This is a genomic window from Baekduia sp. (genome assembly GCF_035685985.1).
In the GTDB taxonomy this organism is placed as follows: domain Bacteria; phylum Actinomycetota; class Thermoleophilia; order Solirubrobacterales; family Solirubrobacteraceae; genus Baekduia.
Window position 1 is genome coordinate 26,953 of sequence record NZ_DASRZV010000035.1, and the last position, 25,087, is coordinate 52,039.

21 protein-coding genes are annotated in these 25,087 nt (G+C 74.1%); 2 read left to right on the plus strand and 19 right to left on the minus strand.

Annotated elements, in window-relative coordinates:
* Positions 1–55: 55 nt before the first annotated feature.
* From VFG42_RS23400 to VFG42_RS23420, 5 genes are all read right to left on the minus strand, one after another.
* Positions 56–739 carry a DJ-1/PfpI family protein gene (locus VFG42_RS23400; protein ID WP_349260453.1) on the minus strand — a complete coding sequence of 228 codons (684 nt, stop codon included), beginning with the start codon at positions 737–739 and terminating at the stop codon, positions 56–58.
* A 17-nt stretch (positions 740–756) separates the two neighbouring features.
* On the minus strand, positions 757–1,734 hold the full coding sequence (locus VFG42_RS23405; protein WP_324911245.1) for a GlxA family transcriptional regulator: 978 nt from the start codon (positions 1,732–1,734) through the stop codon (positions 757–759).
* A gap of 78 nt (positions 1,735–1,812) precedes the next feature.
* On the minus strand, positions 1,813–3,273 hold the full coding sequence (gene purF, locus VFG42_RS23410; protein ID WP_324911246.1) for an amidophosphoribosyltransferase: 1,461 nt from the start codon (positions 3,271–3,273) through the stop codon (positions 1,813–1,815).
* 85 nt (positions 3,274–3,358) lie between these two features.
* Positions 3,359–4,939, minus strand: a complete 1,581-nt coding sequence (locus VFG42_RS23415; protein ID WP_324911248.1) for a Na+/H+ antiporter — start codon at positions 4,937–4,939, stop codon at positions 3,359–3,361.
* 43 nt (positions 4,940–4,982) lie between these two features.
* Positions 4,983–5,873, minus strand: a complete 891-nt coding sequence (locus VFG42_RS23420; RefSeq protein WP_324911249.1) for a DUF6916 family protein — start codon at positions 5,871–5,873, stop codon at positions 4,983–4,985.
* Between the two features lie 12 nt (positions 5,874–5,885).
* Here VFG42_RS23420 and VFG42_RS23425 point away from each other — a divergent pair, with 12 nt between their 5' ends.
* Complete coding sequence (locus VFG42_RS23425; RefSeq protein ID WP_324911250.1) at positions 5,886–6,191, plus strand: DUF6916 family protein; 306 nt, start codon at positions 5,886–5,888, stop codon at positions 6,189–6,191.
* Here the strand turns inward: VFG42_RS23425 and VFG42_RS23430 are convergent.
* The 10 genes from VFG42_RS23430 to VFG42_RS23475 all read right to left on the minus strand — a co-directional run bounded on the left by VFG42_RS23430 (position 6,170) and on the right by VFG42_RS23475 (position 20,088).
* On the minus strand, positions 6,170–6,682 hold the full coding sequence (locus VFG42_RS23430) for a GNAT family N-acetyltransferase (protein ID WP_324911251.1): 513 nt from the start codon (positions 6,680–6,682) through the stop codon (positions 6,170–6,172). The genes VFG42_RS23425 and VFG42_RS23430 overlap by 22 nt on opposite strands.
* Complete coding sequence (locus tag VFG42_RS23435) at positions 6,679–7,209, minus strand: phage tail protein (protein ID WP_324911252.1); 531 nt, start codon at positions 7,207–7,209, stop codon at positions 6,679–6,681. The genes VFG42_RS23430 and VFG42_RS23435 overlap by 4 nt, the downstream gene beginning before the upstream one ends.
* A gap of 3 nt (positions 7,210–7,212) precedes the next feature.
* The gene (locus VFG42_RS23440; RefSeq protein WP_324911253.1) at positions 7,213–7,737 is read right to left on the minus strand and encodes a phage tail protein; all 525 of its coding nucleotides are present in this window, start codon (positions 7,735–7,737) and stop codon (positions 7,213–7,215) included.
* 1 nt (position 7,738) lies between these two features.
* A complete protein-coding gene (locus VFG42_RS23445) occupies positions 7,739–8,239 on the minus strand; it encodes a phage tail protein (protein ID WP_324911254.1) in 501 nt (166 codons plus the stop codon).
* Positions 8,240–8,249: 10 nt separating this feature from the next.
* Positions 8,250–15,314 (minus strand): tandem-95 repeat protein, encoded by a 7,065-nt coding sequence (locus tag VFG42_RS23450; RefSeq protein ID WP_324911255.1) that lies wholly within the window; start codon positions 15,312–15,314, stop codon positions 8,250–8,252.
* Between the two features lie 100 nt (positions 15,315–15,414).
* On the minus strand, positions 15,415–17,610 hold the full coding sequence (purL, locus tag VFG42_RS23455; protein WP_324911256.1) for a phosphoribosylformylglycinamidine synthase subunit PurL: 2,196 nt from the start codon (positions 17,608–17,610) through the stop codon (positions 15,415–15,417).
* A 10-nt stretch (positions 17,611–17,620) separates the two neighbouring features.
* Positions 17,621–18,271 (minus strand): phosphoribosylformylglycinamidine synthase subunit PurQ, encoded by a 651-nt coding sequence (gene purQ / locus VFG42_RS23460; protein WP_324911257.1) that lies wholly within the window; start codon positions 18,269–18,271, stop codon positions 17,621–17,623.
* Positions 18,268–18,504, minus strand: coding sequence for a phosphoribosylformylglycinamidine synthase subunit PurS (purS, locus tag VFG42_RS23465; RefSeq protein ID WP_324911258.1), 237 nt, complete (start codon positions 18,502–18,504; stop codon positions 18,268–18,270). The genes purQ and purS overlap by 4 nt, the downstream gene beginning before the upstream one ends.
* Positions 18,501–19,385: a phosphoribosylaminoimidazolesuccinocarboxamide synthase gene (locus VFG42_RS23470; RefSeq protein WP_324911259.1), complete on the minus strand. Its 885-nt coding sequence runs from the start codon at positions 19,383–19,385 to the stop codon at positions 18,501–18,503. The genes purS and VFG42_RS23470 overlap by 4 nt, the downstream gene beginning before the upstream one ends.
* A gap of 61 nt (positions 19,386–19,446) precedes the next feature.
* Positions 19,447–20,088: a TetR/AcrR family transcriptional regulator gene (locus VFG42_RS23475; protein WP_324911260.1), complete on the minus strand. Its 642-nt coding sequence runs from the start codon at positions 20,086–20,088 to the stop codon at positions 19,447–19,449.
* Positions 20,089–20,290: 202 nt separating this feature from the next.
* Here VFG42_RS23475 and VFG42_RS23480 point away from each other — a divergent pair, with 202 nt between their 5' ends.
* On the plus strand, positions 20,291–21,730 hold the full coding sequence (locus VFG42_RS23480; protein WP_324911261.1) for an MFS transporter: 1,440 nt from the start codon (positions 20,291–20,293) through the stop codon (positions 21,728–21,730).
* Here VFG42_RS23480 and purB read toward each other — a convergent pair.
* The 4 genes from purB to VFG42_RS23500 are packed head-to-tail and all read right to left on the minus strand — an operon-like array spanning position 21,727 to position 25,087.
* Complete coding sequence (gene purB / locus VFG42_RS23485; protein WP_324911262.1) at positions 21,727–23,010, minus strand: adenylosuccinate lyase; 1,284 nt, start codon at positions 23,008–23,010, stop codon at positions 21,727–21,729. The genes VFG42_RS23480 and purB overlap by 4 nt on opposite strands.
* A 28-nt stretch (positions 23,011–23,038) precedes the next feature.
* Positions 23,039–23,518, minus strand: coding sequence for a 5-(carboxyamino)imidazole ribonucleotide mutase (gene purE, locus VFG42_RS23490; protein ID WP_324911263.1), 480 nt, complete (start codon positions 23,516–23,518; stop codon positions 23,039–23,041).
* Positions 23,515–24,786 (minus strand): phosphoribosylamine--glycine ligase, encoded by a 1,272-nt coding sequence (gene purD / locus VFG42_RS23495; protein ID WP_324911264.1) that lies wholly within the window; start codon positions 24,784–24,786, stop codon positions 23,515–23,517. Before purD ends, purE begins: the two co-directional genes overlap by 4 nt.
* Positions 24,787–24,805: 19 nt before the next feature.
* A complete protein-coding gene (locus VFG42_RS23500) occupies positions 24,806–25,087 on the minus strand; it encodes a GYD domain-containing protein (RefSeq protein WP_324911265.1) in 282 nt (93 codons plus the stop codon).

Here is a 25,087-nt window from a genome sequence, read left to right on the forward strand (position 1 = left end):
GCCGTGGCCGGATCCCCTCCGGAACCGCGCGCCGCCGTGACGAACCGCGCGGCGCCTACGCGGCGCCCGTGCCCGCGGCGGCGGCGGGCGCCGAGCGCTCCCGCGACGCCGCCTCGCGCGCGCCGACCGCGGCGCGGATCAGCTCGACGAGCTTCGGGTCGGCCTTCTCGACCGAGCCGGCGTCGAACGGCGGCTGCGGGTCGTACTCGATGCCCAGCTGGATCGCCTTGGCGCCGTCCTCCCCGATCATCCGCGCCGCGAGCGTCAGCGCCATGTCGATGCCCGCCGAGACGCCGGCCGCGGTGATGACCTTGCCCTGCTCGACGACGCGCTCGCCGGTCGGCTCGGCCCCGTACTGGCGCAGCGTCTCGAGCTCCAGCCAGTGCGACGTCGCCCGCAACCCCTCCAACAGCCCGGCCGCGCCGAGCAGCAGCGAGCCGGTGCAGACCGAGGTCGTCCAGGTCGTCGTCGCGTCGATCGCCCGCAGCCAGTCGAGCCACATCGGGTCCTCGGTCAGCGGGCGCGTGCCCACGCCGCCCGGGACGACCAGGACGTCGGCGGAGGCCACGTCGCTCAGAGCGGCTTCGGCGTTCACGGACAACATGCCGTTGTCGGTCCGCACGGGTCCGGCCGACGGCGCCACGAAGCGCACCCGTCCGCCGACGCGCGAGAGCACCTCGTAGGGCCCGATCGCGTCCAGCGCGGTGAAGTCGTCGTAGATGGGGATGACGATGTCCAACATGGTGTCCTTCCTGGTCACGCGGCTCGGCTGAACCGCTCCCTGTAGGCCGACGGCGCGACGCCGAGCCGCCGGTGGAACACGCGCCGCAGCACCTCGGCGCTCGCGAAGCCGCTCTCGCGCGCGGCGGTGTCGACCGCGACGCCGTCCTCCAGCAGCGCCCGCGCCCGCTCGACGCGCAGCGTCTCCACGTAGGCCGCCGGCGTCTGGCCGGTCTCGGCGCGCCACGCGCGCGTGAACTGCCGCTCGCTCAGGCACGCCCGCGCGGCCAGCGCGCCGACCGAGAGGTCCGCGCTCAAGTGGTCGTTCATCCACGCGCCCAGCTCGCGCAGCGGCTCGCGCCCGGCGGCCGCCGCGGCGACGGCCGTCTGCGCGGCCAGCCCGGCGCTGAACTGCGCCTGGCCGCCCGGCCGCTTCAAGAACACCACCAACCAGCGGGCGACCTCCAGCGCGACCTCGGAGCCCAGGTCGTCCTCGACCAGCGCCAGCGCGAGGTCCATCCCGGCGGTCACGCCCGCCGAGGTCCAGACGCCGCCGTCGCGCACGTAGATCGGGTCGTCGGGATCGACGCGGACCGCGGGGAAGTCGCGCGCCAGCGCCGCGCGGTAGGCCCAGTGCGTCGTCGCGCTGCGCCCGTCCAGCAGCCCGGCGGCCGCCAGCGCGAACGCGCCCGTGCAGACCGACGTCACCCGCCGGGCGCGCGGGGCGGCGCGCCGCAGCCAGGCGATGCCGGGATCGTCGCCGCCGGCGTGGCGCACGCCCGCGCCGCCCGCGACGACGATCGTGTCGACCGCGCCGCGCGGCAGCGGGTCGGCGCCGAGCGCCAACCCGGAGGAGGAGCGCACGAAGCCGCCGCCGGGGGCGACGATCGCGACCTCGTACGGACGCTCGCCGCCGCGCGCCGCGACGACCCGCGCCGCGGTGTCGAAGACCTCCAGCGGGCCGACGACGTCGAGCGACTGGGCGTTGGGGAGGGCGAGGACGACGACGCGCATCGCGCACCATCGTGGCGCCCGCCGCCCGTGGCGGCAAGGACGCCTACCCCACGATGTCGGACACGTCGGCGCGCGCGGTTAGGCGCGCGTCGACACCAGCGGCAGCTCGAACGCGTCCTTGGACTGCCCGTGCTCGGTGCCCGGCAGCGGGTACTCGCCGGAGAAGCAGGCGTCGCAGTGGCGGCCGCGGTCGCCGTTGACCGCCTCGTAGACGCCGTCCAGCGAGAGGTAGGCCAGCGAGTCGACGCCCAGCTCGGCGGCGACCTGCTCGGGCGTCCGCTCGTGCGCGATCATCTCCTCGCGCTTGGACATGTCGATGCCGTAGTAGCAGGGGTGCTTGATCGGCGGCGCCGAGATCCGCATGTGGACCTCCAGCGCGCCGGCGTCCCGGAGCATCTGCACGATCTGGCGCGTGGTGTTGCCGCGGACGATCGAGTCGTCCACGACGACGAGGCGCTTGCCGCCGACGATCTCCGGCAGCGGGTTGAACTTCATCCGCAGGCCGTGCTTGCGCAGCTCCTGGCCCGGCTGGATGAACGTGCGCGCGACGTAACGGTTCTTGATCAGCCCGTCGTCCTGCGGCAGGCCCGCCACCCGGGCGAAGCCGCGGGCGGCCGGGTTGCCGGAGTCCGGCACCGCGATGACGAGGTCGGCGCTCGGCGCCGGCGCCTCGCGCGCCAGGATCTCCCCCATGCGCCCGCGCGCGGCCTGCAGCAGCTGGCCGTTCATGCGCGAGTCGGGCCGCGCGAAGTAGATGTACTCGAAGACGCAGAACGCCTCGCGCTCGCCCTCGACGACCATCTTGGTGGACAACCCGCGCTCGCTGAGCGTGACCATCTCGCCCGGCGCCACGTCGCGCAGGTACTTCGCGCCGATGATGTCGAACGCGCAGGACTCCGACGCCACGACGAAGCGGTCGTCGAGCTGGCCCAGCGCCAGCGGTCGCAGCCCGGCCGGGTCGCGGAAGGCCACGACCTTGTCCTTGGTCATGACGACCGTGGAGAACGCGCCCTTCAGCCGCGGCAGGACGGCGGCGACCGCGTCCTCGAGCTTCTCGGCCGGGTTCGTCGAGATCATCGCGGCGATGATCTCCGAGTCCGAGGTGGAGCTGAACTGGACGCCCTGGGCGCGCAGCTCGGCGTGCAGCTCGACGGCGTTGATGAGGTTGCCGTTGTGGGCCAGCGCCAGCTCGCGGTTGCCGCCGCTGCCCGCGCTGCGGTGCACGGGCTGCGAGTTCTCCCACTCGTTGGAGCCGGTCGTCGAGTAGCGGACGTGGCCGATGGCCAGGTCGCCCGCCAGGGCACGGAGGTCGTGCTCCTTGAAGACCTGGTTGACCAGGCCCAGCGCGCGCTGCGTGATGATGTAGCCGCCGCGGTCGGCCGCGGCGATCCCCGCGGACTCCTGCCCACGGTGCTGGAGCGCGTACAGCGCGAAGTAGGCGAGGCGGGAGACGTCGTGCTCGGGGGCGTAGATCCCGAAGACGCCGCACTCGTCGCGCGGGCCGTCGCGCTCGTCGAGAGGGGTGTTCAGCTCGGTCATGAGGACCGCCCCGTCCCAGGAAAGGGCGCGGGCGAGGACGACGGCGGCACGCCGGAGGGTAGCAACGGGCGCGGCGATCGCGGCGCTAGTCCAGCCGCGCCTCCTGCAGGTCCAGGTCGCGCTCGACCGTTCTCAGCGCATCCTCCGAGATCTCGCCGCGCGCGTGGAGCTCGTGCAGCGCCGCCCGCTCGGAGCGCAGGAGCTCCTCGCGCAGGCGCTGGAAGGCCTCGACGTGCTCGCGATCCTGGTCGCCGCTGGCGTCCTGCGGCGCGCTGGCGTGGCCCAGCCGCGCCTCGTAGAGCTCGCGCAGGTGCTCGGTCGCGCGGTCGTCGCCGTCGGCCTCCTCGCGCATCTCGTCCAGCCGCTCCAGCGCGGCGGTCGCCGCGGCCGCGCGGGCGCGGGCCTCGTCGGCGGCGTCGTCGGCCTCGTCGCGCCCGATGCCGGTCCGGGTGATCAGCAGCGGCAGCGTCAGCCCCTGCAGCAGCAGGCCGACGACGATCACGCAGAAGACCGTGAAGATGATCAGCGAGCGCTGCGGGAACGGCCCGCCGCCGTCGACGGCCGCGGGGATCGCCAGCGCGGCGGCCAGCGAGACCGCGCCGCGCATGCCCGACCAGCCGGCGACCAGGCGCTCGCCCTGGCTGAGCTCCGGCGGCTCCTCGCGCGGCTCGCCCGGGATCGCCCGGCGCAGCAGCGGGCCGACCGAGAACATCCAGACGACCCGCAGCCCGAGCACGACGGCCAGCGTGACGAGCACCGTGAGCGTCACGCGCCCCGGGTCGAGCTTCTCGATGCCGTCGGCGACGTCGCGGAACTGCAACCCCATCAGCAGGAACAGCGTCGATTCCAAGATGAACATCAACGCGTTCCAGAAGCCCTGGGCCTCGATGCGCGCGGTCGCGCTGAACAGCCCGTCGCGGCGCGAGCCGAGGTAGAGGCCCGCGGCGACCGCGGCGAGGATCCCGGACACGTCGGCCGCCTCCGCGGCGATGTAGGCCGCGTACGGCGTGAACAGCGACAGCGTGATCTCGATCGGCGCGTCGTCCACGCGGCCGCGCAGCAGGTTGATCAGCCAGCCGACCGCCAGGCCGAGCGCGACGCCGCCGACGCCGGTGGCCACGAGCTGCCACGCGCCGTCCAGCAGGCTGAACGTGCCCGAGACCGTCGTCGCGACCGCCAGGCGGTAGAGCACGAGGCCGGTGCCGTCGTTGACCAGCGACTCGCCCTCGAGGATCGCGTTCAGGCGCGGGTCGACCCGCAGGCGGTTCATGATCGCGGTGGCCGCGACCGGGTCGGTCGGCGCGAGGATCGCGCCGAGCACGAACGCCTCCGGCCAGCCGAAGCCCGGCACGACGATCTTCATGGCCACCGCGACCGCGACCGTCGTCGCGGCGACCAGCCCGATCGCCAGCACGCCGATCCTCCGCGCCTGCGCGCGCAGGTCGCGCGCGCTGGAGTTGAAGCCCGCGCCGTAGACCAGCGGCGGCAGGAAGATGAAGAAGATCAGGTTCGGGTCCAGGCGCACCGACGGCAGCCCGGGGACCAGCGCCACGAGCACGCCGCAGACGACGAGCACGATCGGCGACGGGAGGCCGATCCGTCGCGCCGTGCCGGCCAGGACGGTGACGGCCCCGAGCAGGCCGACGAGGATCTCCGCGGATCGCACGTCTGACGGCGTACCCACTCGGGCGCGATGGCCCGTCAGGCGCTCAGCGCACGGTGATCCGCAGGCGCTGCGTCGTCGCCTCGCCGGCGGCCGTCACGGCGGTGACGCTCAGCGTGTAGCGCCCGGCCGGGAGGTGGCTCGCGGTCCGCAGGACGACGGCGGCGCGCCGGTCGCGCACGGCGTGCGTGGCGCGGGCGACGGTCCTGCCGCCGCGCGCCAGGGCGACGCGGACGGTCTTGGCGTGCACGGCGGGCAGCAGCGCGAGGTCGACGCGGGCGCCGCGGCCGCGGCGGCGGACGGTGGCCTTGCGCAGGACCTGGGGCGAGCGCAGCGGGGCGACCGCGCGCTTGGGCGACGACGGCGTGCCGGCGGCGGGCACGCCCGCGGGCACCCCGTCGCTCGTGCCGGCGGTCGCGGCGGCCGCGGGCGCCAGGGCCCGTGCGGCGGCGGCCGTCGGCTCGTCGCGCGCGGGCTCGGAGGTCGTCGGCTCCGGCCCGCGCGGCGGCGAGGGCGGCGCGCCGACCGAGCGGTCGATGACCGCCTCGTAGCCGCGCTGGGCCTGGGCGCCGACCGGCGAGACGAACAGCTCGAAGCGCCCGAGCCGCGCGTGCTCGAGCGTGTGGATGCCGGAGTCCAGGCCCGCGTCGCCCGAGAAGGCCAACACGAACGCATCCTCGCTGCCGCGCAGCGCGACGCTGTGCGCGGCGCCCGCGACGTCGGAGACCGACGCCAGCGTCAGGCGCGCGCCCGCCGGGCCGTCGACGACGGCGAAGTCGGTCGCGGTCAGCCCGGCGTAGTCCGAGCGGCGCAGCGGGCCGACCGGCACGGCGGCGGCCGACGCCGTCGCGGCGTCCCACGGGCGCACGCCGACCATCGCGACGGCCGTGGCGGTCGCGCCGGTGCGCAGCAGGGAGCGGCGGGTGATCTCGGTCATAATCGGCCCCCGATGCTCGATCGGCTGACCGTCGCCTCCTTCGCCCCCACGCTCGGCGACACGTACATCTTGGTGGACGCCGAGCTGCGCCTCGACCTGGAGCTGATCGAGGCCACCGCCCACCCCGCCGACGCGCCGCCGACCGACGCCGAGGGCCGGCGCACGCCGTTCTCGCTGCTGTTCCGCGGCCCGGTGGAGCCGGTCCTGGCCCAGCGCATCCAGCGCCTGGAGCACGACGCGCTCGGGCCGCTGGAGCTCTTCCTGGTGCCGGTGGGGCGGGACGCGGCGGGCACGCGCTACGAGGCCGTCTTCGGCTGATCGCGGGCGGCGCCGGACGGCGACCACACCATCTTGTCGTACACGCCGTCGCCGTCGACGACCGCGAACCCGAGCCGCTCGTAGAGCCGCCGCGCCGGGTTGAAGCGCTCGACGTGGATGCCGACCGGGCGCCCGAGCGCCTCCGCGCGCTCCAGGATCGGCGCCAGCAGCCGCGTCCCGACGCCGTGCCCGCGGTGGGCGGGCAGCAGCGAGATGTCGACGATCCCGATCTCGCCGTCGCCCTGCTCGTCGACGATCAGCCGCCCGGCGCGCTCGCCGTCGACCAGCACCACGTCGAACGCCGCGCCCGCGCGCGACCGCGCGTAGTGCGCGGTCTGCGCCGCGAACTGCTGGGCCAGGAACGCGTCCTTCTGCTCGCGCGTCATCGGCGTCGGCGCGAGCTCCTCCTCGCGCGTGCTCGCGTAGAGCGCCGCGAAGAACGCGGTGTCGTCGTCGCCCGCCGGGCGCAGGGTGATCGTCGCGGCGGTCACGGGCGCTGCGGGAAGCTCCCCTGCAGGGCGATGACGTACTTCAACACCAGCATCGGCGGCAGGTTGTCGTGGGGCGCGTTGCTGCCGGTCGGGTACACGCTCTCGGGATCGCCGGCGACGAGGTTCGCGTTGACGTCGGTCTGGTAGCGCTTGCCCGGCCGCGACCGCGCCAGCGCGCGCGTCGAGGTCGCCGCGGTCTGGTTGGCGACGTCGGTGCCGTCGGCCTGCAGCGCGTGGCCGTGCTGGGGCATCTCGCTCTCCAGCAGCGTCACGGTCTCGCTGCCGCCGCTGCTGCCCTGCCAGTAGTCGTCGAGCCCCGGCCCCTGGCCCCGGTGGATCGCGGTGCGCCCCTCGAGGTCGGGCAGCGCGAAGTTCGACCTGCCGTCGCCGCCGTAGGTCGTGCCCAGCAGCGAGAACAGGGCGGTGTTCTGGGACAGCGGGAGGATCTGGCCGTCGCACGTCGCCCACCCCTTGGGGGCGAAGGTGAAGGCGACGACGCGGATCTCGGCGACGAATGGATCGGCCATGGCTCAGGTCTGGGAGGGGAAGATGCCGTAGAGGCTGATGATGTAGTTGACGGCCAGGTACGGCATCAGGTTGTCGTGGGGCAGGTTGCCGCCGCGCGCGCCGACCGACGCCGCGGCAAGCGCGTCGCCCGGCGTGACGCCGTCGACGTAGGTCGACGTCGACGGGCTCGAGGCGAGGATGTTGCCCGCTGGGTCCGCGGTCGTGCCCGAGCCGGTGGTGGCCAGGAGCAGATGCCGGTGGTTGGGGATCTGCCCGACGTTCAGCGTGACCCACTCGGCCCCGCCGGACTGACCCATGGTGTAGGTGTTGCTGCCCCCGGAGCCGGTGCCCTGGTGCTTGGGCGCCCGGCCGCGCAGGTCGGGCAGCGCGAAGGTCTGGTCGCCGTCGCCGCCGTAGGTGGTGCCGATCAGCTGGTAGAGCGTCTCGTTCTCGCTGATCGGCAGGAGCTGACCGTCGCAGAACGCCCAGTTGAGCGGGGCGAAGGTGCCGGCGAAGATGCGGATCTCGCCGACGTAGGGCGTGGCCATGTCAGTTCACCGAGGGGTAGATGCCGAGGGTGGCGATGCACCAGCTCAGCGTCAGGAACGGGGGCCGGTTCTCGTGGGCCTGGCCGCTGCCGCTGGCCGCGACGGTCCCGGCCACCAGCGTCGTCCGGTTCTGGCTGCCGGGCGCGTAGCCGTTGTTGGTCGCGGCGAGCACGTGACCGGTCGGGACGGTGCTGTCGGCGTCGGACGCGGACAGCTGCAGCGCGTGCCCGTGAGCGGGCAGCTCGCTGACGTTCAGCGTGTGGGCGTCCGTGCCGGCGAACGTCCCCTGGCTCCAGCCGTTGCCGGCGTGGACCGGGACGCGGCCGCGCAGGTCGGGCAGCATGAACGTCGTCTGCCCGTTGCCGCCGTACATGGTGCCCAGCAGCGAGAACAGCGCCTGGTTCTGGTTGATGGCCAGGGCCGCGCCGTTGCACAGCGCCCAGCCCTTGGGCGGGAAGTTGAAGGACATGAGCCGGAGCTCGCCCAGGAAGGGTTGGGCCATCGTCGTTCTCCTAGGGCTGCGGGCAGGACGCGGGGCCCGCGGTGAAGGTCCCGACGGCCTTCGCCGTCGGCGTGCTGTTGCCGTTGTTGCGGGCGACGAGGTACGCCGGCACCGCGCCGCCGGCATAGCCGGGCAGCTGCGCCGTGGTGCTCTCCCGCTGCGCGAGGTAGAGGTCGGAGATGCCGTCCGCCGCGAGGCTGCCGCCGAGCCTGTTGGCCAGCGCGGCGGTCGTGTCGCCGACGTCCAGGCACGACGTGCCGCTGTCGCCCGTCGTCGTGCCGACCTCGGCGTAGATCCCGGCGACCGCGTCGACGGCCGGCGCCGTGATCGTGTTGGCCTTGACGGTGGCGTTGACGGCGCCGTTGCCGTCGCCCTGCTGGATCTCGACGCCCGCGAAGTCGTAGGTGCGCAGGACGTTGCCGCTGACCAGCGCGGTCAGCGTCCCGGCGGCGCGCGCGTAGAGCTGGACGCCGTCGGCGCCGGGCGACGTCGTCGTGTTGTTGGTGATCGTCGACCGCAGCGTGGACGAGCCGCCGGCGATCGTGTTGACGATCGCGCCGGCCATCGCGCCGGTGATCGTGTTGTTGGTGATGGTCGAGGTGATGGCGCCGCTGCCGGCCGGGGAGATCGTGATGCCGCCCCCGAGGATGCCACCGGCGGGCGAGGTCATGGACGTACCGCTGATCGAGATCGTCTGCGTGGCGGTCGAGCCCGTGTCGGTCAAGACCTGCACGTGGTCGCCGCGGTTGTTGGAGAACGTCGTGCCGCCGCCGATCGTCACCGACTGCGAGCCCGAGCCGGTGCCGACGACCTGCACGCCGTCGTTGCCCGTGCCGACCGCCGACTGGTCGCTGATCGTGCCGCCGGCGATCGAGAGCGCCGCGGTGCCGGAGCCGTTGACGAGGCGCAGCCCGTCCTCGGCGTTGCCGCTGATCGTCGGGTTCGTCAGCGCGATCGTGCCGGTGACGCCCGTGAGGTCCAGGCCGCGCTCGCCGGTGGCGTTGCCGTTGTTGGTGAAGGCGTCGGTGGCGAGGGTCAGGCCGCCGGTGACGTTCGTCGCGCGCAGGCCGTCGTCGCCGCCGCCGTCGATCTTCATGTCGGTGAGGCTGACCGGGGCGCCGACCGCGTTGAGCAGGACGCCCGCGCCGGACGCGCCCTGGATCGTGCCGCCCGAGTTGGGGACGCCGGTGCCGGTGACCGTCAGGCCGCCGGTCGAGCCGGTCGTGTCGAGCACGACCGCGTTGGCCGCGCCGGACGCGGCGAGCTTCTGGAAGGTCAGCCCGGCGCTGCCGATCGTCGTGTTGCGGACCGCGAGCGCGCCGCCGGCGGCGCCGGTCAGCCGGTTGGACGCGCCCGTGACCGTCAGCACCCCGCCGCCCGTGGCCGACAGCGCCGGGGTGGCGCCGGTGGCGGTGACGTCCACGCCGCCGGTGAACGCGAGCGTCGCGCCGGCGTTGGCCGACAGCGAGACGGCGGCGCCCGTGGTCGTGCCGGAGATCGGGCCGGCGAACGTGACCGTGCCGGCGTTCTGGTCGGCGACGTCGACGAGCGTGCCGGCCGTGTCGCTGATCGTCGTGCCGAGCGTGGCGGTGAGGCCGTCGTCGTCGGTGAGCTGGACGTCGGCGGCGGTCGCGCCGGCGATCGTGCCGGCGGCGGCGGTCAGGGTCCCCTTCGCGCCGGTGATCCACACGCCGCGGCCGGTGGAGCCGGAGGAGGACAGCGTGGCGAGCGCGACGCCGAGGACGTTGCCCGTGCCGCCGATGCTGATCGCGCCGCCGGCCGGGTTGTCGATCGTCGCCGAGGTCGTCGGGTTCATCGTGAGCGTCCCGACCGAGGTGCCGGTCAGCGCGTAGGCCGCGCCGGTGCCGGCGGTGGAGCCGAGGTCGACGCCGTCGAGCCGGTTGGACGTGGCGAGCGTCAGGCCGCCCGCCACCGTGGAGCCCACGCCGGCGGGCGCGGAGGGCACGAGGGTGACGCTCCCCGAGCCGCCGTCGCCGACGGCCAGCCCGGCGCGTTGGCTGACCAGCTGCTGGCCGTTCTCCAGCCGCAGGCCGCCGTCGTAGGTGCCCGGGTACAGGAAGATGGTGTCGTTGGCCGCGTCGGAGTCGCCGCTGCCGCCCGCGCCGTTCAGCGCGGTCAGCGCGTTGAGCGGGTGGTCGGAGCGGCCGTCGCCGCCCGCGGCCGCGTTGGCGTCGACGTACCAGACCGGGTCCTGGACGTTGACGGTCGCGGTACCGCTGCCGGTCTTGCCGTCGCCGTCGTCGACGGTGTAGGCGAACGTCTCGTCGCCGGTGTAGCCGGCGGCCGGGTGGAGCGCGAAGTCGCCGTTGGCGTACAGGTCGACCGTGCCGCCGTGCGTCGTCGCCTTCGCGGTCGCGGGCACGACCGTCAGGTCGGTGGAGTCGGGGTCGGTCGCGGTCGCCAGCAGGTTCCCGCTGACCTGCTTGCGCGGGCCGGTGACCGCCGGCGCGGCGCCGTTGGCGGGGTCGTGCACGAGCAGCGTCGTGTTGCCGACGGCGCGCGAGCTGCCGGCGAAGCTCGGGCTGCCCGCGACCGGCGGGTCGTCGACGGCCACGATCTGGATCGTCCGGTCCAGCGGGGCGCTCAGGTTCCGCACGCCCTCGCCGTCGTCGACCACGAACGTCGCGATGCGGTCGGTCGTGTCGGGGTCGTCGCTGGTGTCGCGGTAGGTGACCGCGCGCAGCGCCGCCTGGTAGTTGGCCACCGTGTCGGTCCCGGTGAGCGTCAGCACGCCGGCGGCCGCGTCGTAGGTGCCGGTGATGTTGGGGGTGTCGACGAACGCCAGCACGTCCTCGGCGCGGGGCGTGGCGAGCGTGACGGTCGCGCCGACCAGGTTGGCGCTGTCGGCGTCGGTGACGTCCAGGTCGGCGGCGATCGCGACGGCGTCGCTCGGGGCGGGGGCGAGCGGGGTCTCCTGGAAGGTCGTCGACCCGGCCGGCCCGACGACCGGCGCCTGGTTGACGCTGACGGCGACGGTCCGCGTCGCCTCGGCGGAGGCGGTGCCCGACGTGTCGCTGACCGTGAACGTGACCACGCGGTCGGCGGTGTCCGGGATCGTCGCCGTGTTGTCGTAGGTGATCGAGCGCAGCGCCGCCTGGTACCGCGCGGTCGTCGCGCTGCCGGCCAGCGTGAGCGTGCCGGTGGCCGCGTCCCAGGTGCCCGCGATCCCGTTGGCGTCGGTGAAGCGCAGGACGTCCTCGGAGGCGGCGTAGCCCGAGGTGATCCTGATCGTGGCGCCGGCCTGGTCGGCGCTGTCGGCGTCGGTGACCGTCAGGCCGCCGTCGACCGTCGTCGTGCCCGACTGGCCGGCGCGGAACGCGGCGGAGCCGCCGCTGGTCGTCACCACCGGCGCGTCGGCCACCGGCGTGATGTCGACGGTCTGGGTGGCGGTGGCGCTGGTGGCGCCCTCGGCGTCGGTGGCCCGGAAGCCGATCGTGCGGCTCGTGCCCGGGTCGTGGCTGGTCGAGCTGTAGGTGATCGAGCGCAGCGCGGCCTGGTACCGCGCGAGGGTGGCGGTGCCGGTCAGCGTCAGGAGGCCGGTGCCGGTGTTGTAGGAGCCGGTGATGCCGGAGCCGTTGGTGAACGACAGCGTGTCGCCGGACGCGAAGCCGGCGGCGATCGACACGGTCGCGCCGAGCAGGCTCGTGGAGTCCGGGTCGGTGACCGTGACGGCGGCGTCGACCGTGGCCGCCGTGCCGCGCTCGGTGTAGGCCGCGTGGGTCGCGCCGGTCGTGATCGTCGGCGCGTCGTTGATCGGCGTGACCGTGACGGCGCGCGTGACCGCCGTGCTGAGGTGGTTGATGGCCTCGCCGTCGTCGGCCACGAACGAGACCGTGCGCGTGGCGCCGTCGGGGTTGTCGCCGGTGGCGCGGAAGCGCACCGACCGCAGGGCGGCCTGGTAGTGGGCGAGCGTGTCGACGCCGGTCAGCTCCAGCGTGCCGGTGGCCGCGTCGAAGGTGCCGGCGATGGTCGCGGTGTCGGCGAAGTCCAGGACGTCGGTCGCGGCGTCGCGGTTGGTCGTGATCGTGACCGTCGCGCCGGCCAGCGTCGGCGAGTCGGCGTCGGAGACCGTCAGCGCGGGCGCGACGGCCGGGCCGGGGTCGTCGCCCTCGGTGAAGGCCGTGCTGCCGGAGCCGACGTCGAGGACCGGCGCGTCGTTGACCTGGTCGATGGCGATCGCGCGGGTGGCGTCCGGGCCGGTCGCGCCGCCGTCGTCGGTGGCGTTGAAGGCGATCGTGCGCGCGGTGCCGGGCGAGCTGCTCACGCTGACGAACGTCACCGAGCGCAGCGCGGCCTGGTACTGCGCCGCGGTGGCGGTGCCGGTCAGCGTCAGCACGCCGCTCGACGGGACGTAGGTGCCGATGATCCCGCTCTGGGGCGTGAACGACAGCTGGTCGTCGCCGGCCCGCAGGTCGTCGGCGCCGATCGTCACCGTGGCCTTGGTGAGGTCGTCGCCCTCGGGGTCCATGACGGTGAGGGCGGGGTCGACGGCGACGGCCGCGCCGCCCTCGGAGAACGTGGCCGAGCCGGGCGACGTCGCGATCCGCGGCCCGTCGTCGTGGGCGGCGACCGTGACGTCGCGGGTGACGACGTTGGAGAGATGGTCGGCGATCGCGCCGTCGTCGACGCGGAAGCCGATCGTGCGCGTGGCGGTGCTCGGCACGTCGGAGACCGTCTCGTAGGCGACGGAGCGCAGCGCGTCGCGGTACTCGGCGAGCGTGGCGAAGCCGTCGAGCCGCAGGATGCCGGCGGCCGCGTCGTAGGTGCCGGAGATGTGGGCGGTGTCGGTGAAGCGCAGGCGGTCGTCGGCCTCGTGGCCGGCGGTGATCGAGATCGCCGCGCCCACGAGCTGCGCCGAGTCGGGGTCGGCGATCGAGATGGTGGGGTCGATCGTGGCCGGCGGGCCGTCCTCGGTGTAGGCGACGGCGCCGGTCGCGCTGGAGGACAGGACCGGCGGGTCGTTGACGGCGACGACCGTCAGCGCGCGTGTGGCCGGGGCGCTGAGGTGGTGCTCGGCGGCGCCGTCGTCGGCGCGCAGCGTGAGCGTGCGCGGCGCGGTCGACGGGTCGTCGCCGGTCGTCGTGAAGGTGACGGCGCGCAGCGCGGTCTCGTAGTCGGCGGCGGGCGCGACGCCGGTGAGCGTCAGCACGCCGGTGGCCGCGTCGTAGTCGCCGGCGATCGACGCCGTGTCGGAGAACGCGAGCGCGTCGTGGGCGGCGTCGAGGCCGTCGGAGATCGCGACGGTCGCGCTCGCCAGCGTCGCGGAGTCGACGTCGCCGACGGTGACACCGGGGTCGACCGCGACGGCCGGGCCGTCCTCGGTGAACGTCGCCGAGCCCGCGCTCGCGACGAGGACCGGCGCGTCGTTGACCGGCGCGACCGTCAGGACGACGGTCCCGGTCGCGGTGCCGCCGCGGCCGTCGGAGATCGTGTAGGTGAACCGGTCGGTGCCGTTGAAGTCGGGCGCGGGCGTGTAGGTGACGCGGGGGCCGGCGGCGGTGACCGTCCCGTGGGCGGGCGGCGCGGTGACCGCGAACGTCAGCGGGTCGCCGTCGGGGTCGGAGCCCTCCAGCGTGAACGAGACCGGCGTGTCCTCGTCGGTGGCGTGCGCGGCGTCCACGGCGATCGGCGCGTGGTTGACCGGGGGCGCCGGCGGTTCCGGGGTCGGCGTCGGCGTCGTGGCCGGCGGCGCGGGGGCGGCGGGCGCGGGCGCGGGCGGCGCGGTCGTGGCCGGCAGGACCTCGATCGGCGTGGTCAGCAGCGGGTCGAACGGCGGCGCGGCGAGGCCGACCGCCCGGCCGAGCATCCACCCCAGGAACGAGGCCGACGGCTGGGCGACGGCGTGGTCGACCTCGGCGGCGTCGGACACGAAGCGGCCGAGGCCGCCGATCAAGGTGTTGGTGAACTCGAGCAGGTGCTGGGGGTTGCCCGGGTTCTGCACGACGCCCGCCGCGCCGGTGACCGCGGGCAGGTAGCGGAAGCTCGGCTCGTCCGGGCCGCCCGAGGTCAGCAGCGCCGAGACGTTGGGCTCGCCGCGCAGGACCGCGGCCATCCGCCCGGTGTAGGGCGCGTCGAAGATCAGCGAGAAGCGCACCGACGGGTTGGCCTTGACGAGCCGCGCGAGGTCGGCGGCGGTCAGCGTCTGCCAGGCGATCCGCCCGCCGGCCGCGGCGCGCACGCCGACGACGACGCCCGGCGCGCCGGTGCGCGCGGCGCCGCCCGCGGCGTAGAGCAGGAGGTCGCGGCAGCCGCCGCGGTCGATCAGGCGCTGCGCGGCGGCCGACGGCGTGGTGCCGTCGTGCGCGACGTAGCGCTCGGTGAGGAAGCCGGGCGCCAGCGTCGAGAGGCGCTTGAGGAACAGGCCGAGCTGCGCGCGCGTGCGATCGACGCGGCCGAAGTCATAGAAGTCGCCCAGCGTGTCCGAGACGCGCAGCGCGCAGGCGTGCTGCGCGGCCAGCGCGGCGGCGGCGCGGCGGTCGGCCTCGGCGGCGTCGGCGGCGTCGGCGCGGCGCACGGCGGCGGCGCTGGGCGTCGCGGGCCACGGCCGGTCGTAGACCAGGAAGCGCTTGCCCTCGTAGGCGTCGGGGCCGCGGAAGAACTCCGGCAGCCGGCCGCCGACGAGCGGGACCCAGCGCAGCGTCGCGGTGAGCGTCACGCGCCCGGTGCGCGCGCCGACCAGCGCGATCCGCCCGGGATGCTCGAAGGCCTGGAACGGCCCGCGGTCGGCGTAGAACAGCCAGACCGGCTCGGCGGGCGTGCGCGCGACGCGCGCCGCGGGCGCGGTGCGCACGCCGGTGTCGCGGTCGGTCGTCGTCGCGGCGCCCGCGCGCGCGGCCGACTGCGTGATCGTCGTGCGGGCCGGCACCGTCGCGCGCGTCGCGAAGACGCGCACCGCCGCGCGATCGCCGCTGACGTCCAGGGCCTTCAGCGCCTTGGCGGTCGCGGCCGTGCGCGACACCGCCGCCGGGGCCGTCGTGGGAACCGCGAGGATCGGCAGGACAGCCGCGAGCGCCAGACCCAGCCCCCGCGCCCCTGCCGAGGGTCGAGCGCGCATGGCGCGCACCTTACGAACCGGCGCAGACACATACCGTCTCCGCGCCCGCCATTCGGCGGATGTACGAGCGCGGAGGCGGTCCCTTGCGTTCTTGGTGTCCTTACGGGAACAGCGGCGCGAGCGCGGCGTTCGCCTCGCGCAGCTCGGCCAGCGACCAGCGCTCGCCGAGGTCGGAGATCGCGATCTCCAGATGGCGGCCCCCGACGGTGCCCAGGATCTCGACGGGCGTCCGGCCCGCCAGGCGCTCCAGGACGTCGCGCGGCCCGGAGACGACGAAGCCGCCGGGGTGCTCGCCGAACAGCGAGGTCCAGACGTCGGTGACGTCGCCGAGGTCCAGCGACGCGCCGACGCCGCCGGCCAGGCAGGCCTCGGCGACGGCGACCAGCAGGCCACCCTCGGCGATGTCGTGCGCGCTGCTCAGCTCGCCGGCGCGGACCGCGTCGCGAACCGCGTCCAGCGTGGCGCGGACGTGGTCGACGTCCACCGGCGGCAGCCCGTCGGGCAGCGCCTCGCCGCGCAGCTTGGCCAGCTCGGAGGCGTCCAGCGACGGATCGGCGTTCCAGCCCACGAGCGCGATCGCGTCGCCCTCGTCGGCGAAGCCCAGCCGCCCGGCGCGCGCCGGGTCGGGCAGCAGGCCGACCATGCCGACGACCGGCGTCGGGTAGATCGGCCCGTCGGCGTTCTCGTTGTACAACGAGACGTTGCCGCCGACGATCGGCGCCTCCAGCGCGCGGCACGCGTCGCCCAGGCCGCGGACGGCCTCGGTCAGCTGCCAGGCGACGTGCGGCTTCTCGGGGTTGCCGAAGTTGAGGTTGTTGGTCGTGCCCAGCGGCCGGGCGCCGACGGCGGCGAGGTTCGCCGCGCACTCCAGCGCGTTGCCGATCGTGCCCCAGTAGGGGTCGGCGGCGACGCGGCGGCCGTTGCCGTCGATCGACGTGGCGATCGCCGGGGCGTCGTCGCCCATGTCCCGCAGCCACAGGACGGCCGCGTCGGCCTCCTCCGGACGGCGGACCGTGCGCGACTGCACGACCGGGTCGTACTGCTGGAACAACGGCCGGCGCGACGCGAGGTTCGGCGACGACAGCAGCGCGATCAGCGCCTCGCGGACGTCGGCCTCGAAGCCGAGCTTGGCCGCGGGCGCGGGGTACAGCGCCGCGGCGGGCTTCTCCGGCGCGAGGTCGTACAGCGGCGCGTCGTCGACCAGGCCGGACACCGGCATGTCGCCGACGACCTCGTCGCCGCGCAGCACGCGGAAGCGGTTGCCCTCGGTCACGGTCCCGATCGCGGTGCCGTTGACCTCCCACTTCTCGCAGAGGGCCAGGACCGCGTCGACGTTGCCGGGCGTGCAGACGCAGAGCATGCGCTCCTGCGACTCCGACACCATGATCTCGAAGGGCTCCATGTCGGCCTCGCGCAGCGGGACCTTCGACACGTCGAGGTCGAGGCCGACCTCGCCCTTGGCGGCCATCTCGCTCGCCGCGCTGGTGAGGCCGGCGGCGCCGAGGTCCTGCAAGGACACCAACAAGCCGGAGGCCAGCAGCTCCAGCGAGCACTCCAGGAGCTTGGACTCCTCGAACGGGTCGCCGACCTGCACCGACGGGCGCTTGCTGTCGTCCTCGACGTCCAGCTCGGTCGAGGCCAGCACCGACGCGCCGCCGATGCCGTCGCGGCCGGTGGACGCGCCGAACAGCACCAGCACGTTGCCGACGCCCGCCGCGGCGGAGCGCACCATGTCGGCCTGCTTGGCGAGCCCGATGGCCATCGCGTTGACCAGGCAGTTGGTCTCGTATGGGGCCTCGAAGACGACCTCGCCGCCGACCGTCGGCACGCCGATCGAGTTGCCGTAGTGGCCGATGCCCGCCACGGCGCGATCGAGCAGGTAGCGCGAGCGCTCGGACTCCGGCTCGCCGAAGCGCAGCGAGTCGAGCACCGCGATCGGCCGCGCGCCGAGCGCGAAGATGTCGCGCAGGATGCCGCCGACGCCGGTCGCCGCGCCCTGGAAGGGCTCGACCGCCGACGGGTGGTTGTGCGACTCGACCTTGAACGCGACCGCCCAGCCGTCGCCGACGTCCACGGCGCCGGCGTTCTCGCCCGGCCCCATGACGACCGCCGGACCCTCGGTGGGCAGCGTGCGCAGCAGCTTCTTGGAGTGCTTGTAGGCGCAGTGCTCGCTCCACAGCAGCGAGAACATCGCCAGCTCGACCTCGTTGGGCTCGCGCCCGCCCAGCTCGTCGCACACCATCCGGTACTCGTCGCGCGTGAGCCCCAGCGCGACGGCCTGCTCGACGCCGGGCACGGTCGCGGAATCAGGCGTTGACGGCGACACGGGCCATCCCCTCGAAGAGCTTCAGCCCGTCGGCCGACCCGCCGACCAGCTCGTCGATCGCGTGCTCGGGATGCGGCATCAACCCCATCACGTTGCCCTGGGCGTTGCAGACGCCCGCGATGTCGTCCTGCGCGCCGTTGAAGTTGTGGCCCTCGGCGTAGCGCAGCACGACCTGCTCCTCGGGCACCTCGCCGAAGAAGCAGCCGGTCATGTGCTTGGCCGGGATCGACAGCCGGTCGCCGACCGTGCAGGTCGACGTGAACGGCGTCGCGGTCGTGCGGACCTCGAGGTCGACCTGGCGGAAGACGAAGCGGAGGTCCTTGTTGGGCAGCAGCGCGCCGGGCAGCAGGCCGGCCTCGCAGAGGATCTGGAAGCCGTTGCAGATGCCGAGCACCGGGCCGCCCTCGTGGGCGAAGCGGATGACCGACTCCATCACCGGCGAGAAGCGCGCGATCGCGCCCGCGCGCAGGTAGTCGCCGTAGGAGAAGCCGCCGGGGACGACGATGCCGTCGACGCCCTTGAGGTCGCTGTCGCCGTGCCACAGCGGCACCGCCTCGGCGACCTTCGACACCGCCAGGCGGGCGTCGGCGTCGTCGCAGGTGCCGGGGAACGTGATGACGCCGAGCTTCACGCGGTGGCGGCCTCGACCGCCTGGATCTCGTAGTCCTCGATCAGCGGGTTGGCCAGCAGCTTGCGGCAGATGTCGTCGAGCTGGCTCTGGTCCTCGACGTCCAGCTCCACGAGCCGGCCGACGTGGACGTTGGCGACGCCCGCGAACCCGAGCGCCGGCAGGGCGCGCTCGACGGCGACGCCCTGCGGGTCCAGGATGCCCGCCTTGGGGCGGATCAGGACGCGGGCCCTCATGCGGCGGTCCGCGCGAGCCAGTCGGCGAACTTCTCGCCGGTGATCAACTCGTAGGCCTCGATGTACTTCTCGCGCGTGCCCGCGGCGACGTCGGCGGGGACCTCCGGCGCCGGCGGGGTCTTGTCCCAGCCGGTCGAGGACGCCCAGTCCCGCACGAACTGCTTGTCGAAGGACGGCTGGCCGTGGCCGGGCTCGTAGCCCTCGACCGGCCAGTAGCGCGAGGAGTCCGGCGTCAGCGCCTCGTCGCCGAGGATCAGCTCGTCGGCCTCGTTGAGGCCGAACTCGAACTTCGTGTCGGCGAGGATCACGCCGCGCTCGGCGGCGAGGTCGGCCGCGTAGGAGTACAGCGCGATCGACACGTCGCGCAGGCGCGCGGCCAGCTCGGGATCGCCGAGGATCTCGCCGGCCTGCGTGAGGTCGATGGCCTCGTCGTGGCCGACCTCGGCCTTGGTCGACGGCGTGAAGATCGGCGTCGGCAGCTTCTCCGACTCGCGCAGGCCCGGGGGCAGCTCGATGCCCGAGACCTTGCCGGTGGCCTGGTAGTCCTTCCAGCCCGAGCCGGTGATGTACCCGCGCACGACGCACTCGACCGGCAGCATCTTCAGCTTCTGCACGGCCATCGCGCGGCCGCGGACGGCGTCCGGGACGCCCTCGGTGGCCGAGATGTAGTGGTTGGGGACGATGTGCCCCGTCTTGTTGAACCAGAACGCGGAGATGCCGGTCAGGACGTTGCCCTTGTCCGGGATCCCGTTCGGGTGCACCACGTCGTACGTGGAGATGCGGTCGGAGGCGACCAGCAGGAGGCGGTCGCCCAGGTCGTAGATCTCGCGGACCTTGCCGCTGGCGACGAGCGGCAGGTCGAGGTCGGCAGCGGCGGTCACGGCCTCAAGGTACCGAAGGCCGCGGCGCGGGCGGGGCGTGGGCCGCCCCGCGAACACCGGGCTAGGCGGTCCTTGCGGAGAACTCGCGGACCATCGTGCAGGGATCGGCGGCGACGCCGGGCATCGGGGTCTCGCCGGTGAGGCCGGAGAGCACGAGGTCGAGGTAGCGCGGCCAGGCCTGCTCGCAGAGCAGCAGGCCCTCCATCGGCCGGATCGCCGCGCCGAGCATCTTCGTCGCGGTCGACACGTCGCCGGGCTCGATGCCCGGGCGCAGGAGCCCGGCCGCGCGGGCCGGCTCCATCACGCGCTGGACCCCGGCCATGACGCGGTCGGTCATCTCGACCGGCGGGACGTAGCGCGCGGCGACCGCCTCGAAGAACGCCTTGTTGTGGGCCTGCGTGCGCATCGAGTGCTCCAGGAACGCGCGCAGCGGCCCGAGCGGGTCGTCGGGGTTCTCGGCCAGCGCCTGCTCGATCGCGGTCTCGACCTCGACGACGAAGTCCTCGTAGAGCGCGGCGATCAGCGCCTCCTTGGTCGGGAAGCGGCGGAAGAACGTCGCCTTGCCGACGCCGGCGCGGCGGGCGATCTCCTCGACCCCGACGTCGAGGCCGCCCTCGGCGAACGCCTCGCGCGCGGCCTGGAGGATCCGCTCCAGGTTGCGCCGCGCGTCGGCGCGCATCGGCAGGGCGTTCGAGGACGTCATCGCCCCGTGGACGGTACCAAGGTTCGCGGCCGAAATGGACCGCCGGGTCCGGAAATCCGGACCGCCCGGTCCGCCGATCCGGACCGCTCGGTCCGAAAAAACGAACCGACCGGTCCGGTTGTGCTACGTTCATGCGGACCGAGCGGTCCGGTTGCTTCCGAGACCGCCCCACACCCCTCTCCCCTCCTCACCTCCTCACCTCATGAGCGACTCCACCTCCACGCAACGCCACTGGGCCGTGACGGTCGTCGTGGTCTGCCTCGCGCAGTTCATGGTGATCCTCGACGCGACGATCACGAACGTCGCGCTGCCCTCCATCCAGAAGGACCTCAACTTCTCGCCCTCCGACCTCCAGTGGGTCGTCAACGTCTACATGTTGGTCTTCGGCGGCTTCCTGCTGCTGGGCGGCCGCGCCGGCGACCTCTTCGGGCGTCGTCGGCTGTTCCTGGCGGGCGTCAGCCTGTTCACCTTCGCCTCGCTGCTCGACGGCCTGGCGACCTCCCCGGGCTTCCTCGTGGCCGCCCGCGCCCTGCAGGGCCTCGGCGCCGCGCTCGTCTCCCCCGCCGCGTTGAGCATCATCACCACGACGGTCCCCGAGGGCCCGGACCGCGCCAAGGCGCTGGGCGCCTTCGCGGCGATCTCCGGCGGCGGCGGAGCGGTCGGCCTGCTGCTCGGCGGCCTGCTGACCGACGCGCTGTCGTGGGAGTGGGTGTTCTTCATCAACGTCCCGGTCGGCCTCGTCGCGCTGGCGCTCGCGCTGCGCTTCGTCCCCGAGTCCAAGGCCGAGCGGCGCGACGGCGGCTTCGACCTGCTCGGCGCCGCGCTGGTCACCGGCGGCCTGGTCCTGTTGACCTACACCATCGTCAAGGCCCAGGACTTCGGCTGGGGCAGCGCCCGGACGCTCGGCCTCGGCGCCGCCTCGGTCGGGATCCTCGCCGCGTTCGGCGCGGTCCAGCAGCGCGTCAAGGCGCCGCTGGTCCGGCTGTCGATCTTCCGGACGCGGACGCTGGCCACGGCCAACGCGGCCACGCTGCTGCTGATGGGCGGGATGAACGCGTTCTTCTACTTCAGCTCGCTGTACTTCCAGCAGATCCACGGCTACAACGCGCTGGAGTCCGGCGCGGCGTTCGTCCCGATGACCGTCGGGATCATCGCCGGGTCGGTCATCTCGCAGCGGTTGATCGCGCGCTTCGGCGTCAAGGCCGTGTTGCTGGGCGGCTTCGCGCTCGGCACGCTCGGCCTGGCGTGGATGACGATGCTGACGCCCGACAGCAGCTACCTCGCGGGCTTCGTGCCCGGGATCGCGCTGCTGGCGCTGGGCATCGGCAACGCGTTCGTGCCGCTGACGCTGATCGCCACCGGCGGTGTCGACGCCGCCGACCAGGGCCTCGCGTCCGGGCTGTTCAACACCTCGCAGCAGATCGGCGGGGCGCTCGGCCTGGCCGTGCTGTCGACGGTCTCCACCGGCGCGACGCACGGGACCGCGGCGAGCGACCTCGTCCACGGCTACACGACGGCCTTCGCGGTCGGCGCGGGCCTGCTGGCGACGGCGGTGCTGGTGATCGCGGCCGCGCTGCGCAGCCGCGAGGCCAACGCGAGCGCCGCGGCGGCCGAGGGCGTGGAGGCGCTGGTGGCGGCCTAGACCAGCGCGTCGAGCCGCGCCACGATCTCGTGGGCGTGCTTGGTGTAGTGCCCCAGGTCGAAGATCGCGTCGAGGTCGAGGGGCGGGTGGGTTCCGGCCGGCTCCGCCTCGAGGATCTCGCGCAGCGGCGTGCGCGTGTCCCACGCCTGCTGGGCCGTCCGCTGGGCGATCCGGTAGGCGTCGTCGCGCTGCAGGCCGGCCTGGACGAGCGCGAGCAGGACGCGCTGGGAGAACAGCGCGCCGTAGGTCAGGTCGAGGTTCTCGCGCATGCGGTCGGCGTGGACGACCATGCCGCGGGCCAGGCGGGTGGCCAGGGCCTGCATGTAGTCCAAGGCGATCGTCGCGTCGGGCAGGACGACGCGCTCGGCGCCCGAGTGCGAGATGTCGCGCTCGTGCCACAGCGCGACGTCCTCCACCCCGACCTGCATGTAGCCGCGCAGCACGCGGGCCAGGCCGGTCACGCGCTCGGAGACGATCGGGTTGCGCTTGTGCGGCATCGCCGACGAGCCCTTCTGGGCGCCGGAGCGGAACGGCTCCTCGACCTCGCGGACCTCGGTGCGCTGGAGGTGGCGGATCTCGGTCGCGAAGCGCTCCAGGCCCGCGCCGGCCAGCGCGATCGCCTGCAGCAGCTCGGCGTGGCGGTCGCGCGCGACGACCTGCGTGGAGACCGGCTCGGCCCGCAGGCCCAGGCGGTCCAGCACGCGGCGCTCGAAGTCCGGCGACGTCGCGGAGTACGTCCCGACCGCGCCCGACACCGCACCGACCGCGGCCTGGTCGAACGCGCGCTCCAACCGCTTCAGGTTGCGGTCGGCCTCGAAGGCGAAGCCCGCGAGCTTGACGCCGAAGGTGGTGGGCTCGGCGTGGACGCCGTGCGTGCGCCCGACGCAGACCGTGTCGACCTGCGCGCGCGCCTGGTCGACCAAGGCATCGCGGAACTCCCGCGCGCCCTTGACGATGATGTCGCCCGCCTTGCGCAGCTGGACGCCGAGCGCGGTGTCGAGGACGTCGGAGGACGTCAGCCCGTAGTGGATCCAGCGCCCGGCCTCGCCCGCCGACGCGCTGAGCACGTCGACGAACGCGGCGACGTCGTGGTCGGTGACCTTCTCGCGCTCCAGCACCGCCTCGACGGTGAAGGTCGCCAGCGAGATGGCCTCCAACTCGCTCGGCGTCGGCCCCTCCGTCTCCAGGGCGCAGGCGACCTCCACCTGCCGCCAGCTCTCGAGCTTGGCCTCGTCGGTCCAGACGGCCCCGATCTCGGGGCGGGTGTAGCGCGGGATCACGCCCGAGAGCTTAAGGCGCGCGGCTCGCCTACGCCCTCAGGATGCGCAGCGCCAGGTGTCCGGCGTTCTTGGCGTTGTCGAGGCCGACGCAGGCGACCGGGACGCCGGGCGGCATCTGGGCGACCGACAGCAGCGCGTCGAGGCCGCCCGCGGCGCTCAGGCGCGAGGACAGCGGCACGCCGATGACCGGCAGGTCGGTGTGTGCGGCGGCGACGCCGGGCAGCGCAGCGGAGAGGCCGGCGCCGGCGATGATGACCTTGAGCCCGCGCAGGCGCGCGTTCTTGCAGTAGTCGGCGACGGTCTCGGGATCGCGGTGGGCCGACATCACGCGGGTCTCGGAGCGGATGCCCTGCTCCTCGAGGACCTTGGCCGCGCCCGACATGGTGTCCATGTCGGACTGCGACCCCATGATGATGCCGACGAGCGGGGCGTCGGTCTCCGTGGCCGCCTCCTCGAGCTGGGTCATGGTCTCGGGGGCCGCGGTGGTGGGCTGGGGCTGATCGGTCATGAGGTCACGCGCTCCACGGCCCGCTGGGCGATGTCGCGCCGCAGCTGCCGTCCGTCGAACTGAATGAGGTCGGCGGCAGCATAAGCGCGTTCGCGCGCGGCCGCAGGGTCGGCGCCCAGCGCGGTCACGTTGAGGACGCGCCCGCCGGCGGTGACGATCGCTCCGTGGTCGTCCCGCGCGGTGCCCGCGTGGGTGACCTCGACGTCGGCGGGGACGGCGTCCAGGCCGCTGATCACGTCGCCACTGGACGAAGACTCCGGGTAGCCGCGCGACGCGAGCACGAGCGTCACCGCCCAGTCGCCGGAGAAGGTCATGGGGTCGCTCGCGGCAAGGCCACCGGGTCGGGTGGCCGCCAGCAGCGTCTCCAGCAGGTCGCTGGTCAGCCGCTTGAGCACGCCTTGGGTCTCGGGGTCGCCGAAGCGCACGTTGAACTCGATGACCTGCGGGCCGTCGGCGGTCAGCATCAGCCCGGCGTAGAGGACGCCGTGGAACGGCGTGCCGCGCTCGCGCAGGAGGTCGACCACCGGCTGGTGGATCGCCGCGACGACCGCGTCGGGGTCGGGCGCGCCGACGACCGGCGAGTAGGCGCCCATGCCGCCGGTGTTCGGGCCCTCGTCGCCGTCGAAGATCCGCTTGTAGTCCTGCGCGGGGACCATCGGGACCGCGCGCTCGCCGTCGCAGATCGCGAACAGCGACAGCTCCTCGCCCTCCAGGAACTCTTCGACGACGACCGGGCCGTCGCCGAAGCGGCGCGCCTCGAGCATCTCGGTCAGCGCCGCGCGCGCGGTCGCCTCGTCGGGCGCGACGACGACGCCCTTGCCCGCGGCCAGCCCGTCGAACTTGATGACCGTCGGGTAGCGGCCGTCGATCGCCTCCATGCCGCCCGCGACCGTCTCGACCTCCGACCAGTTGGCGGTCGGCACGCCCGCGGAGGCCATGACCTCCTTGGCGAACGCCTTGGAGCCCTCCAGCCGCGCCGCCGCGGCGGACGGGCCGAAGTGCGGGACGCCGGCCCGCTCCAAGCGGTCGGCGAGGCCCGCGACCAGCGGCGCCTCGGGGCCGATCACGACCAGCCCGACGCCCTCGTCGACGGCCAGGCGCGTCAGGCCGTCGACGTCGTCGGCCTTGACCTCCGGGAAGCACCGGGCGACGGCCGCGATCCCGGGGTTGCCGGGCGCGGCCAGCAGCTCCGGCCGTTGGGGCGAGCGCGCGAGCGCGTTGGCGAGCGCGTGCTCGCGCCCGCCGCCGCCGACGATGAGGACTTTCACGTTGCGGGCGGCCTCGGCGCTAGAGGCTGGCGATGAAGTCGTCGATCGGGATCGCGCTCAGCGTCTCGAAGCGGCCCGTCCCGCGCGACCCCAGCTCCAGCGACACGCGCGCCATCGTGGACTCGTCCGGCGCCTCGACGATCGAGACGAAGTCGAAGCGTCCGAGGACCGACCACTGCGCCTTGACGGTCGCGCCGAGCTGCTCGACCTCGGAGTTGACCTCGCGGATCCGCTGCGGGTTGTTCTTGACCGTCTGGACGCCCTCGGGCGTGAGCGTGGAGAGCATGATGAACGTCGGCAT